The sequence below is a fragment of the Kribbella sp. NPDC048928 genome (assembly GCF_043197975.1).
Taxonomy (GTDB): domain Bacteria; phylum Actinomycetota; class Actinomycetes; order Propionibacteriales; family Kribbellaceae; genus Kribbella.
This window is the reverse complement of sequence record NZ_JBICUC010000006.1, coordinates 503,007-519,777: the sequence shown is the minus strand read 5'-3', so window position 1 is coordinate 519,777 and position 16,771 is coordinate 503,007. Positions and strand designations below refer to the sequence as shown.

General features: G+C 69.2%; 18 protein-coding genes. 6 read left to right on the top strand and 12 right to left on the bottom strand.

Annotated features, from left to right (window positions below; translation table 11 throughout):
• Positions 1-5 precede the first annotated feature (5 nt).
• Positions 6-344, bottom strand: coding sequence for a P-II family nitrogen regulator (locus ACGFI6_RS27670; RefSeq protein WP_131346991.1), 339 nt, complete (start codon positions 342-344; stop codon positions 6-8).
• Entirely contained in the window at positions 341-1,717 is a 1,377-nt protein-coding gene (locus ACGFI6_RS27665; RefSeq protein ID WP_393123483.1) for an ammonium transporter, read from the bottom strand. The genes ACGFI6_RS27670 and ACGFI6_RS27665 overlap by 4 nt, the downstream gene beginning before the upstream one ends.
• Positions 1,718-2,000: 283 nt before the next feature.
• Here ACGFI6_RS27665 and ACGFI6_RS27660 point away from each other — a divergent pair, with 283 nt between their 5' ends.
• Positions 2,001-2,585: a TetR/AcrR family transcriptional regulator gene (locus ACGFI6_RS27660; protein ID WP_393123481.1), complete on the top strand. Its 585-nt coding sequence runs from the start codon at positions 2,001-2,003 to the stop codon at positions 2,583-2,585.
• A gap of 4 nt (positions 2,586-2,589) precedes the next feature.
• On the opposite strand, the gene ACGFI6_RS27655 is transcribed toward ACGFI6_RS27660, so the two are convergent.
• From ACGFI6_RS27655 to ACGFI6_RS27645, 3 genes are read right to left on the bottom strand one after another with little or no spacing between them, the layout of a single operon-like run.
• Positions 2,590-2,778 (bottom strand): hypothetical protein, encoded by a 189-nt coding sequence (locus ACGFI6_RS27655; protein ID WP_393123479.1) that lies wholly within the window; start codon positions 2,776-2,778, stop codon positions 2,590-2,592.
• Positions 2,775-3,218 carry an RNA polymerase sigma factor gene (locus ACGFI6_RS27650; protein ID WP_393123477.1) on the bottom strand — a complete coding sequence of 148 codons (444 nt, stop codon included), beginning with the start codon at positions 3,216-3,218 and terminating at the stop codon, positions 2,775-2,777. The genes ACGFI6_RS27655 and ACGFI6_RS27650 overlap by 4 nt, the downstream gene beginning before the upstream one ends.
• Positions 3,219-3,244: 26 nt before the next feature.
• On the bottom strand, positions 3,245-4,195 hold the full coding sequence (locus ACGFI6_RS27645; protein ID WP_393123475.1) for an NAD(P)/FAD-dependent oxidoreductase: 951 nt from the start codon (positions 4,193-4,195) through the stop codon (positions 3,245-3,247).
• Positions 4,196-4,272: 77 nt separating this feature from the next.
• Here ACGFI6_RS27645 and ACGFI6_RS27640 point away from each other — a divergent pair, with 77 nt between their 5' ends.
• The 5 genes from ACGFI6_RS27640 (at position 4,273) to ACGFI6_RS27620 (ending at position 8,190) form a co-directional block, all read left to right on the top strand.
• Positions 4,273-4,848 carry a cupin domain-containing protein gene (locus ACGFI6_RS27640; protein ID WP_393123473.1) on the top strand — a complete coding sequence of 192 codons (576 nt, stop codon included), beginning with the start codon at positions 4,273-4,275 and terminating at the stop codon, positions 4,846-4,848.
• A 13-nt stretch (positions 4,849-4,861) separates the two neighbouring features.
• Positions 4,862-5,821: an asparaginase gene (locus tag ACGFI6_RS27635; protein ID WP_393123471.1), complete on the top strand. Its 960-nt coding sequence runs from the start codon at positions 4,862-4,864 to the stop codon at positions 5,819-5,821.
• 184 nt (positions 5,822-6,005) lie between these two features.
• Positions 6,006-6,395 (top strand): group 1 truncated hemoglobin, encoded by a 390-nt coding sequence (locus tag ACGFI6_RS27630; protein ID WP_393123469.1) that lies wholly within the window; start codon positions 6,006-6,008, stop codon positions 6,393-6,395.
• Between the two features lie 8 nt (positions 6,396-6,403).
• Complete coding sequence (locus ACGFI6_RS27625) at positions 6,404-7,546, top strand: globin domain-containing protein (protein ID WP_393123467.1); 1,143 nt, start codon at positions 6,404-6,406, stop codon at positions 7,544-7,546.
• Positions 7,543-8,190, top strand: a complete 648-nt coding sequence (locus tag ACGFI6_RS27620) for a DivIVA domain-containing protein (RefSeq protein ID WP_393123465.1) — start codon at positions 7,543-7,545, stop codon at positions 8,188-8,190. Before ACGFI6_RS27625 ends, ACGFI6_RS27620 begins: the two co-directional genes overlap by 4 nt.
• Here the strand turns inward: ACGFI6_RS27620 and ACGFI6_RS27615 are convergent.
• The 7 genes from ACGFI6_RS27615 to ACGFI6_RS27585 are packed head-to-tail and all read right to left on the bottom strand — an operon-like array spanning position 8,183 to position 16,712.
• Positions 8,183-9,382, bottom strand: a complete 1,200-nt coding sequence (locus ACGFI6_RS27615; RefSeq protein ID WP_393123700.1) for an RNA polymerase sigma factor — start codon at positions 9,380-9,382, stop codon at positions 8,183-8,185. The two genes, ACGFI6_RS27620 and ACGFI6_RS27615, sit on opposite strands and share 8 nt — an antisense overlap.
• Positions 9,366-9,773: a YciI family protein gene (locus ACGFI6_RS27610; protein ID WP_393123463.1), complete on the bottom strand. Its 408-nt coding sequence runs from the start codon at positions 9,771-9,773 to the stop codon at positions 9,366-9,368. The genes ACGFI6_RS27615 and ACGFI6_RS27610 overlap by 17 nt, the downstream gene beginning before the upstream one ends.
• Before the next feature lie 60 nt (positions 9,774-9,833).
• Complete coding sequence (gene ftsY / locus ACGFI6_RS27605) at positions 9,834-11,054, bottom strand: signal recognition particle-docking protein FtsY (RefSeq protein ID WP_393123461.1); 1,221 nt, start codon at positions 11,052-11,054, stop codon at positions 9,834-9,836.
• A gap of 43 nt (positions 11,055-11,097) precedes the next feature.
• Positions 11,098-12,696 (bottom strand): thiol reductant ABC exporter subunit CydC, encoded by a 1,599-nt coding sequence (gene cydC, locus ACGFI6_RS27600; RefSeq protein WP_393123459.1) that lies wholly within the window; start codon positions 12,694-12,696, stop codon positions 11,098-11,100.
• A complete protein-coding gene (gene cydD / locus ACGFI6_RS27595; protein WP_393123457.1) occupies positions 12,693-14,318 on the bottom strand; it encodes a thiol reductant ABC exporter subunit CydD in 1,626 nt (541 codons plus the stop codon). Before cydD ends, cydC begins: the two co-directional genes overlap by 4 nt.
• The gene (cydB, locus tag ACGFI6_RS27590; protein ID WP_393123455.1) at positions 14,315-15,298 is read right to left on the bottom strand and encodes a cytochrome d ubiquinol oxidase subunit II; all 984 of its coding nucleotides are present in this window, start codon (positions 15,296-15,298) and stop codon (positions 14,315-14,317) included. Before cydB ends, cydD begins: the two co-directional genes overlap by 4 nt.
• A gap of 10 nt (positions 15,299-15,308) precedes the next feature.
• Positions 15,309-16,712, bottom strand: coding sequence for a cytochrome ubiquinol oxidase subunit I (locus ACGFI6_RS27585; RefSeq protein ID WP_393123453.1), 1,404 nt, complete (start codon positions 16,710-16,712; stop codon positions 15,309-15,311).
• Positions 16,713-16,771 lie beyond the last annotated feature (59 nt).

Below are 16,771 nucleotides of genomic sequence, written 5' to 3'. Positions count from 1 at the left end.
ATCATCTAGAGCGCGTCTCCGTCCAGTTCGCCGGTGCGGACGCGGACGATCGTCTCGACCGGCGTGACCCAGACCTTGCCGTCACCGATCTTGCCGGTCTGCGCGGCCTTCACGATCACGTCCACGACGTCCGCGCTGTCGCCGTCCTCGACGACCACCTCGAGCCGCACCTTCGGCACCAGGTCCACCTCGTACTCGGCGCCACGATAGACCTCGGTGTGGCCCTTCTGCCGGCCGTACCCGCTCGCCTCGGTGACCGTCATCCCGGTGACGCCGAACGTCTCCAGCGCGGCCCGCACGTCCTCGAGCTTGTGCGGCTTCACCACCGCGGTGATCAGCTTCATGCGTTCGCCTCTTCTTTGTCGGAAGGCTCAGTCTTCTCCGAGGGCTCGGTGGCGTCATTGTCCTTCCCGGCCGCTACCGCTGCGGCAACGGGGCGGGCCGAGAGCGCGCCGCGCAGTCCGGCGGCGCTCAGGTAGTCGTACGCCGTCTCCGCGTGCTCGACCTGGTCGACGCCGGTGAGCTCGTCGTCCTCCTTGATCCGGAAGCCGATGGTCTTGTCGATCACCTTGCCGAGGACGAACGCGACCCCGAACGAGTAGAGCCCGACCACCACGTTGGCCACGGCCTGCCTGCCGAGCTGCGAGGCACCGCCGCCGTAGAACAGGCCGTTGACCGCGGACGGCGCCGCCGCCGAGCCGAGCAGGCCGATCGCCAGCGAGCCGAACAGACCGCCGACCAGGTGGACGCCGACCACGTCGAGCGAGTCGTCGAACCCGAGCTTGTACTTCAGCGACACTGCGAACGCGCAGATGGCACCGGCCAGCAGGCCGAGGATGATCGCGCCGATCGGGGTGACCGCGCCACAGGACGGAGTGATCGCGACCAGACCGGCGACCGCACCGGACGCCAGGCCCAGCGTGGTGGCCTTGCCGTGGGTGAGGCGCTCCACGATCAGCCAGCCGATCACGGCGGCCGCGGTGGCCACCTGGGTGTTCACGAACGTGACGGCGGCGGTGGTGCCCGCGGTCAGCGCCGAGCCGGCGTTGAAGCCGAACCAGCCGAACCACAGCAGCCCGGCACCGAGCAGGACCAGCGGCAGGCTGTGCGGCCGCATCGGGTCCTTCTTCCAGCCGATCCGCTTGCCGAGCACGATGGCCAGCGCCAGCGCCGCGGCACCGGCGTTCACGTGCACCGCCGTACCGCCGGCGAAGTCGACGGCCTTCAGCTTGTCGCCGATCCAGCCGCCGTTGCCGTCGTCCAGGAACCACACGGAGTGGGCGACCGGGAAGTAGACCAGGCAGGTCCAGCCGACCACGAACGCGATCCAGCCGCGGAACGTGGCCCGGTCGGCGATCGCACCGGAGATCAGCGCCGGGGTGATGATCGCGAACATCATCTGGAAGGCGACGAACGCGAGCGTGGGCGTCGTCCCGCTCACCGCCTCCGGCGCCAGCAGACCCTTCAGGCCGACCTCGGAGAAGTTCCCGATCACGTGCCCGGAGTCACCGCCGAACGTCAGCGAGTAGCCGACCACCACCCACAAGATGGTGACGACGGCGATGGTGGCGAAGCTCATCATCATCATGTTCAGCACGCTCTTCACGCGCACCATGCCACCGTAGAAAAAAGCCAGTCCCGGGGTCATCAGCATCACCAGGGCGGCACTGGCCAGCACCCAGGCGGTATCGCCGGCGTTGATCTCCATCAACGTCATCCCTTCCATCGAACGGGGGTGGCCGGCGTCCTCAGTCCGGGGAGGTCTCCACAACGCCGGGGAGCCCGCCGCTCGGCCACTCCGCACACGGTGTCGGCGCGCGGTTTCAGCCGATCGGTCCGTTTGTTTCAGGCGTGTGACAAAGCGCGCTCCCAGGTGACATCGAGGTGACGGCGCTCACTACGCAGCGGAGTGTGGCACTCTGGCCTGGACCACACGGGCCGCAGCCGCGCCACTGCACCCGTCCGACCTGGGGAACATTCGAATGGAGCCGAACCACGGGGTGAGGCCGCGCCGCGGCCGGCCACGGGACCCGGAAGCCGAACCACGGATCCGCAGGTACGCCGTGCAGCTGCTGCTCGAGCGCGGATTCGACGGGATGACGGTGGACGACGTCGCCGAGGCCGCGGGGGTCGGCAAAGCGACGATCTACCGGCGGTGGGCCAGCAAGGAGCTGCTCGCCAACGACGCACTGGCCGATTTGTTCGATCTGGAGATCCCGGATGCGGACACCGGTTCGATCGCGGGTGACCTGCGCCAGGTCTACCGGGTCGCGCTGGCGTTCGCGAACACCGAGCAGGGCCGGGCGATGATCCGGCTCGCGGTCTCGGAGGCGAACCGCGACGAGCGGTCCGCTGCGGTCTACCGGGGTGTGCTGGAGCGCCGGATCGAGCTGACCGCGCAGGCCCTCGAGCGGGCCCGGGCCCGCGGTGAACCGATCAAACCCAGCGCCGATCCGGTGCTGATGGTGGAGTGGATGGCGGGGGTGTTCGTGATCCGGGCGCTGACCGGGCAGCCGATGCCGCCGCCCGAGGACGCCGACCTGCTGGCGGAGGTGACGCTGCGGACGATCCTGGAGCCGGAGTGAGCCTTCAGCTGAGGCCGATGACGATCGAGAGCGCGACGAGGATCGCGATCACGGCCACCACTGCGAGCTGGACGACACGGCGCTGCCGGCGGCGTACCGACAGGCCGCCGGCCCAGGCCGCGTCGGCCAGGTCCGGGTCGAGCACCGGGTCGACCGCCTTGGCCAGCAGCGGCCGTACGTCCTCGCGTCTCATCGGGCGTCCTTCCGGTCCCCCGCGCCCAGTGCCGTACGGAAGATGCCGAACGCGGTGAGGGCGTGGGTGTGGACGGCGGTCTGCGACATCCCGAGCAGGTCCGCCACCTCGAACTCGGTCAGCTCCTCCAGGTGCAGCAACACGAACACAGCGCGCTGTGCGGGTGACAGTTCGGCCAGCGCGAGCTCGACCTGGCCCTCCGCACCCTCGAACGGCTTCGCGCGGTTCCACGGCCGCAGGGCGGGCAGGTAGAGCTGGCGCTGGACGAAGATGTCCGGGTCGTCCACCCTGGGCCAGCGCGTCGACAGCTGCGTGAAGGCGTGCAGCAGTACCGCTTCGGCTCGGTGCACGTCGCCGTACACGAGGTACGCCGTGCGGAGCCATCTGCCCTGTCGTGCATCCACGAACGAGGCGAAATCCGGGTCGACCGTGTCGCGCATCCACCCTCCCAGCTCTATTCAACTCCTCAACTACTCCGCGCTGCTACTGCCAGACGGGTCTCTTCGGCGATCAGATCGAAGTTGAGGCCACCTGCGGCCATCAGACCGGCCCCTGCGGACGGCATGACCTGGGCCATCGGGTTGCTGACGTTGCCGGCCGCGAAAACGCCAGGAACGTCCGTAGCGCCCCGCCCGTCCACCTGGATCGCCGTACCGACCTCTACCCCGTTCGCCTCCACCAGGGTCGTTTCCAGACCCAGGTCGGCCAAGAAGCCTGCACGGGCTCGAACGGTCGTCTGAATCGCGAGCGCCTGCCGCGGGACGACCGTGCCGCCCTCCAGCCGTACGCCGGTGATCCGGTCGTCGATCACCTCGACCTCCTCGACCTTGCCTTGCACTACAGCGATGCCGCGCGCTGCCAGCTCCTCCCACTGCTCCTCGGTCGGCTCGGGTGCCGTGTGCAGGAACAGCGTCACGTCGTCACTCAGCTGCCGGAACAGCTGCACCTGGTGGATCGCCATGGATCTGGTAGCCAGCACCCCGATGGCCTGGTCCCGCACCTCCCAGCCGTGGCAGTACGGGCAGTGCACCACATCCTTGCCCCACCGCCCGGCCAGCCCTGGTACGTCGGGCAGCACGTCGGTGAGACCGGTCGTGACCAGCAGCCTCCTGCCCCGGTACGCCGTACCGTCGGCCAGCTCCACCACGAAATCACCGTCCGCCTCGCGCCGGGCCGTCGTCACGGAGCCGTCCGCGAACTCGCCGCCGTACCCCCGCACCTCCTGCCGGCCGATGGCGTAGATCTCGTGCGGCGGCGTCCCGTCGCGGGTCAGGAAGTTGTGCACCCCGTCGGCGACCGCGTTGCGCGGCGTGCCGTCGTCGATCACCAGGACCGACCGGCGGAAGCGGGCCAGCGCCAGCGCCCCGCTCAGCCCGGCCGCACCGCCGCCGATCACGATCACGTCGTATTTCGTCATCTCTGGACTCCTCTGTTCTTCAGGTCTGTCCCCGAGACTGCGTGTGATTTTCATTTTCGACAAGTATTCTTGCCGGTATGGCAAACGACGAGGATGTCCTGGAGTCGGTCGGACCGCGGCTGCGCGCACTGCGGATCGAACGCGGGACGACACTGGCGCAGCTGTCCGAGGCCACCGGCATCTCGGTCAGCACGCTGTCCCGGCTGGAGTCCGGCCAGCGGAAACCGACGCTGGAGCTGCTGCTGCCGCTCGCGCGGGCCCACCAGGTCCAGCTGGACGAGCTGGTGGACGCGCCGCCGACCGGCGACCCACGGATCTACGCGAAGCCGATCAGGCGGCACGGCAGCATCCACATTCCGCTGAGCCGGCGGCCAGGCGGGCTGCAGGCGTTCAAGCAGATCCTCCCGGAGGGCTTTCCGGGCAACGACATCGTGCAGAAGACTCACGAGGGCTACGACTGGTTCTACGTGCTGTCCGGCCGCGTCCGGCTGAAACTCGGCGACCAGGACTTCGTCGTCAAAGAGGGCGAGGTGGCCGAGTTCGACTGCCGGGTGCCGCACTGGTTCTCCAATCCGGGACCTGGACCGGCCGAGGTGCTATGTCTGTACGGCCCGCAGGGGGAGCGGCTGCACGTCAGAGCGCGAACCAAATGACAGGAGACTCGCAGTGACCGTCGCGTTGTTCACGTTGGGCGGAACGATCTCGATGGCCGGCAACCGGCGCCTCACCGGCGACGACCTGACCGCGGCCATGCCGGGGCTGTCCGGCCTGGGACACCAGGTCGAGATCCAGGACGTCGAGAAGATCCCCAGCGCCGACCTCACCGCAGCCAAGCTGCTCGAGGTCATCGACGCCGCTTCCAAGGCCGTCACAGCCGGTGCCGCCGGGGTCGTCGTCACCCAGGGCACCGACACCCTCGAGGAGAGCGCCTTCCTCGCCGACCTGGTCTGGCCGCATCCGCAGCCACTGGTGTTCACCGGCGCGATGCGCAACCCCACACTGGCGGGCCCCGACGGCCCGGCGAACCTCCTGGCCGCCCTGCGCGTCGCCTGCTCCCCCGCGGCTCGTGACCTCGGAGCGCTGGTCGTATTCAAGGAGGAGATCCACGCGGCCCGCTGGGTCCGCAAGACGCACAGCACCAGTACGGGGACGTTCGTGTCGCCGAACACGGGCCCGATCGGTCATGTGGTCGAGGACCAGGTCCGCGTTCTCACCAGGCCGCTGCGGCTGGACGGCGTACAGGGCAGTGCCGAGCCTGCTGCACTGGACGGCATCAAGGTCGCGCTCTACACCGTCACGCTGGACGACGACGGCCTGCTGCTGCGGGGGCTGGCCGACACTCACCAAGGTCTGGTCGTCGCCGGGTACGGCGTGGGGCACGTGCCGTCCGCACTCGCTCCGGTGCTCGGGGAGCTGGCGAACCGGATACCGGTCGTGCTCACGTCGCGGACCGGCGCCGGCTCGATCCTGCGCAGCACCTACCGCTCCCCCGGATCGGAAACCGATCTGTTGCAGCGCGGGCTGATCGACGGTGGCTTCCTCGATCCGTACAAGGCACGGATCCTGCTTCGGTTGCTGTTGGCAACAAACGAGGAACCGGCCGCCGGCTTTGGACAATACGTTTGATGCTTGCCTGCAGCAACATCCTGTCCGGCTCTCTGTTTACCCGCCCGGGCGGACCCCGAAACAAGCGGCACGATGATCGGACGGATTACGGTAATTCCCGGTCTTCTGCTTGACCGTGACGCCGCAGAGTGCTCGGATCGTCACCGCTCGGGGACCGAATTTCGAGGTTGGGAGATGTTGCGCCGTGGTCGAGCAGACGCAGGCCGGAACAGCCGGGGACAGCGATTACGACGCGGTCGGTGGGGGTCCGGCGATCGCATCCGTGGTGGAGCTCTTCTACCGCAACGTCCTCGCGGATCCGCAGCTGAACGGGTACTTCGCGAACAGCGACCTGGCCCGGCTCAAGCGGCACCAGGTGCAGCTGGTCTCGCAGGTGATGGGCGGCCCGGTCACGTACGAGGGCCAGGCGCTGGCCGACGCGCACAAGGGCCGGGGCATCACCGGCGGCGACTTCGGGGCGGTGGTGGTGCACCTGGTCGGTGCGCTCGAGGCCCACGAGGTGCCGGACGACATCATCGGCCGGGTGGTGAAGGCGCTGGGCGCGACCCAGGGCGACATCGTCACCGCCAACTGACGCGGTCGATGGATCCCGACGCGCTGAAGAACAGCTGGGCTCTCGTCGCCAAGGCCGGCGACGAGGTCCCGTTGTTCTTCTACTCGCATTTGTTCTTGTCGCACCCCGAGGTCCGGGAGATGTTCCCGGTCTCGATGGCCGCGCAACGCGACAAGCTGGTCGGCGCCCTCGGTGCCGTGGTCAGCAACGCCACACAGCTCGACGAGGTGGTGCCGTTCCTGCAGCAGCTCGGTCGCGACCACCGGCGCTTCGGTGCCGTGGCGGACCACTACTCGGCGGTCGGTGGATCGCTGCTGGCGACCCTCCAGCACTTCCTCGGCGCGGCGTGGACGCCCGAGCTGGCCGCGGACTGGGCGGCGGCGTACGGCCTGGTCTCCAGCGTGATGGTGCAGGCCGCCGAAGAGTCCGCCGAGGACGACGCACCGGCCTGGTGGCCCGGCGAGGTGCTCGGTGTGGACCGGCGCACGATGGACGTGACGGTGGTGCAGATCCACCCGGAGCAGCCGTTGGACTACCGGCCCGGACAGTCGGTGGCGATGGAGATCCCGTACCGGCCGCGGCGCTGGCGCTACTTCAGCCCCGCGAACGCACCACGCCAGGACGGTTCCTTCGAGCTGCACATCGGTCTGGTCCCGGGCGGTCAGGTCAGCGGTCCGGCGGTTCGCTCGCTGAAGCGCGGTGATGCGGTCCGGATCGGTGCCCCGGTCGGTGAGTCGCTCAAGCTGCCGGAGGACACCGGCCACGACGTGCTGATGATCGCCGGCGGTACGGGTCTGGCACCGTTCCGGGCGATGCTCGAGCAGCTCGACCGGCGGGCCGCCACCCAGCAGGTGCCCCGGGTGCACCTGTTCCACGGGGCCCGGATGCCCTGGAACCTCTACGAGCACAAGCAACTCAGCAACCTCACCCAGAGGCCCTGGTTCAGCTACACACCAGTGGTGTCGGACGACACGTCGTACCCAGGTCAGCGTGGCCAGGTCGGCGCGGTCGCCGCCGGCCACGGTCCGTGGGCCGACCGCACCGCCCTGGTGTGTGGTTCGCCCGCGATGGTCCGGCACACCGTCGCGGAACTCACCGCGGCCGGAGTGCCGGCCACGGCCATCCACACCGAGTCCTTGGGGACCACGACCTCGGCAGGGAGTCAGCAGTGACGCGCCAAGACCCGTTCACCCGTAGAGCGGCGCAGTCGCCGTACTCCATTCGGAACCAGCTGTTCAGCATCCGCCGGAAGGGCTACGACACCGCGGAGGTGTCGGAATACCTGGCCGACCTGTCGGAGCAGGTCGAGTACGCCGACGCGGACCGGTCCGCGCTGCGTGCGGAGGTCGAACGGCTGCGCGAGAGCACCACGGACGCGGAGCAGCGGGCGCACATCACCGCACACGCGGTCGGGTTGCTCAGCCAGGCGCAGCAGATCGCGGACAACCTGGTGGCGGAGGCCGAGGAGTACGCCAAGGACCTGGTGGAGAACGCGCGGTCACAGCAGCGTGAGGCGCTGAAGCAGGCCCACGACTCGGTGGAGTCCGCCGTGAAGCACATCCCGGCCACCGATGCCCCGGTGGCCGAGCTGGAGTACGTCCGGACGTTCACCCGGGTCGCTCACGTCCAACTGCGCTCGGTCCTCGACGCACTGGCGGAGCAGGTGGAGCGGCTGGGCAAGCTGCCGGAAGGCCCTGCCAAGCAGGACGAGGAGCAGACCCCGACCGGAGAGATCCTGTGGTGGAACGACCTGTCCGCTGCGGCGGACAACGCCGTTCTGGACACACCCGTCGGCGGGCACCGGCGGACTAACTGATCGCTGCGGCCTTGCCCATCAGGTAGTCGCGCTCCGGCAGGCTCGTCGTACCGCGGGCCGCCGCACGGAAGTGTTCGGCGGCGGTCCCGTGGTCGCCGCGCATCTCGTACAGGTGCCCGCGGGTGGCGTCCAGGCGGTAGTGACCGGCCAGCTCGGAGTCCAGCGGCTCGAGCAGCTTCAGGCCCGCGTCGGGGCCGTCCACCATGGCGGCCGCGATCGCGCGGTTCAGCTTCACCATCGGGTTGCCGGACAGGTTCTCGAGCAGGCCGTAGAGCGCGAGGATCTGCGGCCAGTCGGTGTCCTCGGCGCGGTCCACCTCGTCGTGCAGCGCGGCGATCGCCGCCTGGAGTTGGTACTCCCCCAGCGGTGGCGTGTCGAACGCCTCCACCGCCAGCGCGACTCCCTCGGTGATGTACTCGCGGTCCCACAGCGTCCGGTCCTGCTCCGCCAGTGGGATGAGCTCTCCGCCGTGGCCAGTGCGTGCACCACGCCGGGCGTCCGTCAGCAGCATCAGGGCGAGCAGTCCGGTGACCTGTCCGTCATCCGGCAGCTGAGCCCGTACGGCGCGCGCCAGGCGGATCGCCTCACCGGAGAGATCGCTGCGGTGCAACTCGGCCCCGCTCGTACTGGTGTAGCCCTCGTTGAACATCAGGTACAGCACGTGCAGCACGTTGCGCAGGCGGTCGGCGTCCGCGTCCAGCTCGAAGCTCGCGCCCTTGAGCTTCTGCTTGGTCCGGCTGATCCGCTGCGCCATGGTCGCCTCGGGCACCAGGTACGCAGTGGCGATCTCGGCTGTGGTGAGTCCGCCGACCGCCCGGAGCGTCAGGGCGATCGCCGACGCGGGCGTGAGCGTGGGATGGCAGCACAAGAACAGCAGCCGGAGCGTGTCGTCGTACTCCTCGACCTCTCCGAGCGGTATTTCGCGGAGCGCCGCGCGTTCCTCACGGCGCCGGCGGGCCTGCTGCTGGCGGACCTCGTCGATCAGTCGCCGGGAGGCGGCCTGGATCAGCCAGCTCTTCGGGCTGTCCGGCCGGCCGTCCCGGGGCCAGGTGGTCGCGGCTGCGAGCAGTGCTTCCTGTACGGCGTCCTCGGCCGCTGCGAAGTCACCGGACCAACGCACCACGGCCCCGAGGACCTGCGGCGTCAGCTCCCGCAGCAGGTCCTCCAGCTCGTAGTCAGAAGTCCTGGAGATCGCCGTCCCCGTCCATCACCCGGCGGACCTCGATCGGCTGCTCCAACGGGACGCCGCCCGGCCCGGGAGCGCAGGACTGCTCCGCCGCGATCTCCAGCGCCCGCTCCTCCGACACGACGTCGACCATCGTGTACCCGGCCAGGACCTCCTTGGACTCGGCGAACGGACCGTCGGTCAGCACCGGCGCGCTGACGCCGGTCGCCCGCACCACCTTGGCGTGCTTCGGCCAGGTGAGCGCGTTCACCTCCACGAGCTCGCCGCTCTGCCGCAGGCGTTCGATCGAGTCGCCCAGGTGCTTCATGTGGGCGTCCATGTCGGCCTTGTCCCACTCCAGCATCGGTACGTCGGTGTTCCCGCCGTCCATCGACATCAGCAGCATGAACTTGGTCATGTCATCTCCTCGTAGGTAGAGCCTTTGTCCGGAGACGGAACCGGTGGCCGATTCTCTACATCAATCCAGCAGGGCGTCGACGAACTGTTCGGGGTCGAAGGGCGCCAGGTCGTCCGGACCCTCGCCGAGGCCGACCAGCTTGACCGGTACGCCGAGCTCACGCTGCACCGCGATCACGATGCCGCCCTTGGCCGTACCGTCCAGCTTGGTCAGGACCAGGCCGGTGACGTCGATGACCTCGGCGAACACCCGCGCCTGGGTCAGGCCGTTCTGGCCGGTGGTGGCGTCGATGACGAGCAGCACCTCGTCCACCTCGGCGGACTTCTCGATGACGCGCTTCACCTTGCCGAGCTCGTCCATCAGGCCGGTCTTGGTGTGCAGACGGCCGGCGGTGTCGACCAGGACGACGTCCGCCTCCTCCGCGATGCCCTCCTTGACCGCGTCGAACGCGATGCTCGCCGGGTCGCCGCCCTCGGGGCCGCGGACGGTCCGGGCGCCGACCCGCTCGCCCCAGGTCTGCAGCTGATCCGCGGCGGCGGCACGGAACGTGTCCGCGGCACCGAGCAGCACCCGCTTGTCCTCGGCGATCAGCACACGGGCCAGCCGGCCGACGGTCGTGGTCTTGCCGGTGCCGTTCACCCCGACCATCAAGATGACGGCGGGCTGCCCGTCCCGGCGGCTCGCCTTGAGTGACCGCTCCATCGACGGGTCGACCAGGTCGATCAGCTCCTCGCGGAGGACCTCCCGGGCCTGGGCGGCGCCGACGCCCTCGACACGCATCCGGGTGCGCAGCTTCTCGACCAGCTCCTGGGTGGGCGCCACACCGACGTCGGCGGTGATCAGCGTGGTTTCGATGTCCTCCCACGCCTCCTCGTCGAGCTTGTCCCGGGAGAGCAGTGCCAGGAGCCCCTTGCCGAGCGAGCCCTGGGACCGGGCCAGCCGGGCGCGCAGCCGGACCAGCCGGCCCTGCGCGGACTCAGGCTTCTCGACCGTCGGCGTCGCGGACTCCGGCAGCTCGGTGTCCTCGAGCGTGCGGGTCGGCGTGTCGCGCGGCTCCTCGGCGTCCTCACCGACCTGGGGCTCCGCTGTGGTCCCAGCGGTTCCGGTGGTCTTGGCGGCGTCGGGTGCCTCGACGGCCGGCTTGGTGGCCGACGGCAACTCGCCGCGGCGCCGGCGGGCGACGACCAGACCGGTGGTACCGACGACCAGGACGACCGCGATCACGACGACGACGGTGATCAGGGCCTGGTCGGAGAGCAGCGAGATGAGCTGTGAGGTCACGGTTCCCCATCTTGACAGACGCCCGGCCCGCCGCACGCATTCGTCACGTCAGGCAAACCAGTTGTCGCGGTACGTGATGAGGCACCAACTCGGGGCGGTGGGTGAGCAGCACCACGGTCCGGTCGCCGGCCGCGGCGAAGAGATCCGCAAGGAGTGCACGGCCGGTCTCCTCGTCCAGGTGCTCGGTTGGCTCGTCCAGGACCAGTACGTCGCGCTCGGCGAGCAGGAGCCGGGCGAACGCGAGCCGCTGGCGCTCCCCACCCGACAGGCGGGCCCCGTGCTCCCCGACCATGGTGTCGAGACCGTCCGGCAGGGTCTCGACGAATGTCCCGAGGCGGGCCCGGTAGAGCGCCTTCCACAGCCGCAGGTCGCTCGCACCCGGCTTCGCGAGCAGCAGGTTCTCCCGGATGCTGGTGTCGAACACGTGGCTCTCCTGTGTCAACAGCCCGACAACTGACCGCACCTGATCACCTTCGAGCCTGGCCAGGTCTACACCATCCAGTAGAACCTCTCCCCCGCGTGGCTCCAGGAATCGCAGCAGTACGGCCGCCAGCGTGCTCTTGCCCGATCCGCTCGGCCCCGTGATCACCACACGGCTGCCAGCAGGCATGTCCAGGCTGAGGCCGTCCAGTACGTCCGTGTCGCCGTACCCGACCCGCAGCAGGTTCACCTGCAGATCGCGTCCCGTTGGCAGCGGCAGCGGCTCCGCGGGCTCAGTGACCGAGTCCGGAGCGTCTACGAGTTCCTGGACTCTGGCGAGGGACGCCCGTACCCGGATGGCCAGTTGGGCAGCTGCCGGGATCCCGCCGAGCACGTCGGCCAGGGCGAGCGGGGTGAGGACCAGTACGGCGAAGACCGGCCCGCTGACGTCCGCCGTACTGCCCAGGACCAGCGCGGCCACACTGGCGCCGCCGATGCAGAGGACGAGCAGGGCGCTCCCCAGGCCGGTGCTCCAGGCGGAGCGGCGTTCGGCAGCAGCCAGCCGGGCGTCGCGGCGGCTGAAATCGTCCAGAACGGTGTCGACCGCGTTGTAGGCCAGTACGTCGGCCGCTGTCAGCAGGGTCTCGGTGGCGGAGGCGGCGACGTCCCCGCGGGCTCCGGCGATGCTGCGCTCGGCCCGCTGTGCGGTGCGAGCGGTCAGCCACGGAACGACCGTGCATGCGACCAGGACCGCCAGGGCGACCGCTGCACCGGCTGCCGGGAGCAGCAGCGCGAGGAGACCGACTGTGGCGGCCGCTGTCACGGCGGCAACCGCAACGGGCAGCAGGACCCGCAGCCAGAGGTCGAGGACCGCGTCCACGTCCAGCACCAGCCGCGCGAGCAGATCACCTCGCCGCTGGACGGTCAGCTTCTCAAGGCGTCCGGTGATGCGAGCACGGGTCTCGCCCAGTACGCGGTACGCCGCATCATGACCGACCAGGCGCTCGACGTACCGGAACACACCTCGCCCGACGCCGAACGCACGCACAGCAACGATCGGGACCATCAGCAACAGCACAGGTGGTTGTGCGGCCGCTGCTGTGATCAACCACGCCGAGGTAGCGAGTAGCGCGACGGCGGAGCCGGCTGCCGCGACCCCCAGGGCCAAGGCCAGTACGAGGCGCCACACGACACCGCGCTGCGGACGGACCAATCCCTTCACGCGTGCACCAACTCTCGTGCTCCGACGGTGACTGTGCGGTCGGCCGCTGCGATCAGCGCCGGGCGGTGAGCGACCATCAGGACCGTACGGCCGCTGGAACGCAGTCCGCTGACCACCGCGGCTTCGGTGTCGGCGTCGAGTCCGGCAGTTGGTTCGTCGAGCAACAACACCGGTGCCTCAGTGAGCAGGGCTCGTGCCAATGCGACCCGTCGTTGCTGACCACCCGACAACTGCTGGCCCTGCTCCCCCACCGCCTTGTCCAGCTCCAGTTCGCCAGCACCTGCGGCGATGAGCGCCAGCCGAACGTCGTCGTCGGACGCGTCCGGCCGGCCGAGCCGTACGTTGTCGGCGACCGTTCCCAGCCGCAGGCCGGGGCGTTGCGGTACCCAGGCGAACTGCCGTCGCCACTCCGCCGGATCGAACTCGTCGGCCGCGCTGCCACCAGCCACGACCACACCTCGCTCCGGTGCGACGAACCCGAGCAGTACGGCCAGCGCAGTCGACTTCCCAGCACCACTCGCTCCGGTCAACGCCACCACCTCCCCCGGCCGCAACTCCAGGTCGAACCCGTCCAGGGCAGGCTCCTCACGACCCGGGTACCTCACCGTCACGTCGTACAAGGACAAGGGCGTCACGCGGAGATCAGGTACGTCGGTGCGATCGCCGCGCTCGGGCAGCGGTGTCTCCAGTACGCGGAACACCTCCTCGCTCGCAGCAACACCGTCGGCGCTCGCGTGGAACTGCATACCGACCTGTCGCAACGGCAGGTACGCCTCCGGCGCCAGGATCAGCACCATCAAGGCGGTCTCCAGCCCGAGCTTGCCGTTCACGAGCCGGAGCCCGACACCGACCGCGATCAACGCCACCGACAGGCTCGCCAGCAGCTCCAGCGCGAACGACGACAGGAACGCGACCCGCAGGCTCCCCATCGACGCGGCGCGGTGCTGGTCGGTCACTCGTCGTACCGCGGACTCCTGCGCCTTCGCCCGGCCGAACAGCTTCAGCGTGGTCAGTCCACCCACCACATCCGCGAAGTGATGCGCGAGCACCGCCAACGCGTGCTGCCGGCGCCGGCTACGCGCCTGCGTCACCCAACCGATCAGCGCCATGAAGATCGGGATGAGCGGCAGCGTGATCAGTGCTGTCCCCGCGGCGATCAGGTCGCCGGTCGCCATCCACCCGATCACACCGGCCGGCACGGTGGATGCCAGTACGAGCTGTGGCAGGTAGCGGGCGAAGTACGGGTCCAGATCGTCCAGGCCCTTTGTCAGCAGCGTTGTGAGCGCACTGCTGCGTTCGCCGCTCAGCCACAGCGGGCCCAGCTTGAGGGAGTGCTCCAGCACCTGCCGGCGCAGCGTCGACTTCACCACGGCCGCAGCACGCTGTGCGGTGACCTCCTGCGCCCAGACAAGCAGCGCCCGTCCAGCAACAACGGCCAGCAGACCCCAGGCCACTGTCGTGACCCCACTGCCTCGCAGTACGACACCTGCGATGCCGTGAGCCAGCAGGACCGCCTGCACGATGATGAGTGCGCCGCTCAGCACACCGATCAGTGCTGAGGCAGCCAGGAAGACCCGTGCGCCACGAGCGCGCCGGAGCAGCCGCGGGTCGAGTGGCTTCATGCGGCCACGATCCGCTTGCGGAACACCCAGTACGTCCAGCCCTGGTACAGCAGGACCAGCGGCAGGAAGATCGCCGTGATGATCGTCAGCGCCTTCAAGGTGTACGCCGAGGAGGCCGCCCCGACGACGGTCAGCGTGGACCCAGGCTCCAGTGTCGACGGCATCACGTCCGGGAACAGTGCGACGAACAACGACACCACGGCCAGGCCGATCGCGAACGTCGTACCGAGGAAGGCCCAGCCCTCGCGGCGCAGCACGTTCGCGACCAAACCGCCCGCGAAGGCCAGGACCGCCGCGATCGCGATCACGACCGAGACCGTGTCGCCGCGCAACGCCTGCGCCCAGGCCAGGAACGCGATCGCGAGCACTGCGGCGACCGCACCGGTGCGGATGGCGAGCCGGTTGGCCCGGTTCCGCAGGTCGTCGGTGGTGCGCAACGCCAGGAAGATCGCGCCGTGCGTGACGAAGACGGCGACGAAGGTCAGGCCGCCGAGCAGCGCGAACGGGTTGAGCAGGGTGCCGAGACTGCCGACGTACTCGTGCGACGCGTCCAGCGGTACGCCGCGCACAATGTTGCCGAAGGCAACGCCCCAGAGGAGCGCGGGCAGCACCGACCCGACCACGATCAGTACGTCCATCCGCGACCGCCATACCGGATCGTCGCGCTTGCCGCGGTACTCCAGCGCGACCCCGCGCAGGATCAGCCCGACCAGGATCGCGAACAGCGGCAGGTAGAACCCGCTGAACAGCGTCGCGTACCACTCCGGGAACGCCGCGAAGGTCGCCGCGCCGGCCATGATCAGCCACACCTCGTTGCCGTCCCAGACCGGACCGATCGTAGTGATCGCGGCCCGCCGTTCGCGCTCGTCGCGGCCGAGCACGCGGTACAGCATCCCGACCCCGAAGTCGAAACCCTCGAGGACGAAGTACCCCGTCCACAGCATCGCGATCGCGATGAACCACACGGTCGTCAGTTCCATCTCGAACCCCTCAGTACGCGAACGACAGCGGCTTGTCGGGCTGGCCGGACGGCTCCTCAGGTGGCCCGTCCGTCCCGGCGAGCCCGGCGCGGATCGTCCGGAGCAGCAGCTTGGTCTCGACCACCGCCAGGACGCCGTACAGCGCGGTGAACCCGACCAGCGACGTGATCACCTCGCCGCTCGTCGTACCGGGCGACACCCCTGACGCCGTCGGCAGTAACCCGAAGACCAGCCAGGGTTGCCGGCCGGTTTCGGTGAAGATCCAGCCGAACGTGTTCGCGACCAGCGGCAGCAGGGGCAGCGGGGCCGCCAGCCAGATCAGCCACCGAGCAGGCGCTCGGCCGCGGCGGGTCGTCCACAGCAGCCACAGTGCGATCGCCGCGGACAGCATCCCGACGCCGATCATCAGCCGGAACGTCCAGTACGTCAGCGGAATGTTCGGGTTGTACGAGCCGGGGCCGTACAGCTGCTCGTACGCGTCCTGCAGCGAGTTGATGCCCTTGACCTCGCCGTCGAAATGCCCGGTGGCCAGGAACGAGAGCAGGTACGGGACCTTGATCGAGAAGATCTCCTTCGACCCGTCCAGCGTGCCGATCGTGAACGCCGAGAACGATGCCGGCTTCTCGGTCTCGTACAGGGCCTCGGCCGCCGCCATCTTCATCGGCTGCACCTCGGTCATCACCTTGCCCTGCAGGTCACCGCTGATCGCCACCCCGACGCTCGCCACCAGGACGACCGAGGCACCGATCTTGAGCGCCGAGCGGAACACGGCGCGATCCGTGTCTGGGCGCCGCAGCAGATGCCACAGGGCGACCCCGGCGACGAAGGCGCCACCGACCATGAACGCGGCGAAGATCGTGTGCGGATAGGTGACGAGCACGACCTTGTTGGTCAGCACCGCCCCCAGGTCCGTCAGCTCGGCCCGGCCGCGGTCGGCGTTGTAGCGGAAGCCGACCGGGTTCTGCATCCACGAGTTGGCCGCCAGGATGAAGTACGCCGACAGTTGCGTGCCGAGCACGACCATCCAGATGCAGCCCAGGTGCACCAGCCGCGGCAGCCGCTCCCAGCCGAAGATCCACAGGCCGATGAACGTCGATTCGAGGAAGAACGCGAGCAGCCCCTCGAGCGCCAGCGGGGCGCCGAACACGTCACCGACGAACCGCGAGTAGTCGCTCCAGTTCATCCCGAACTGGAACTCCTGGACCAGGCCGGTGACCACACCCATCGCGATGTTGATCAGGAACAGCTTCCCGTAGAACTTGGTCAGCCGGAGGTACTTCTCCTTCCCGGTCCGGTACCAGGCGGTCTGCAGCCCGGCGGTGATCGCGACCAGCGAGATCGTCACCGGCACGAAGAAGAAGTGGTACACGGTAGTGATCGCGAACTGCCAGCGAGCCAGATCCAGGGTGTCCACGCGGCCCTCCCCAGGGCATCTACGACGTTACGTAGTAGATGCTAGCGCAGATCTACTAC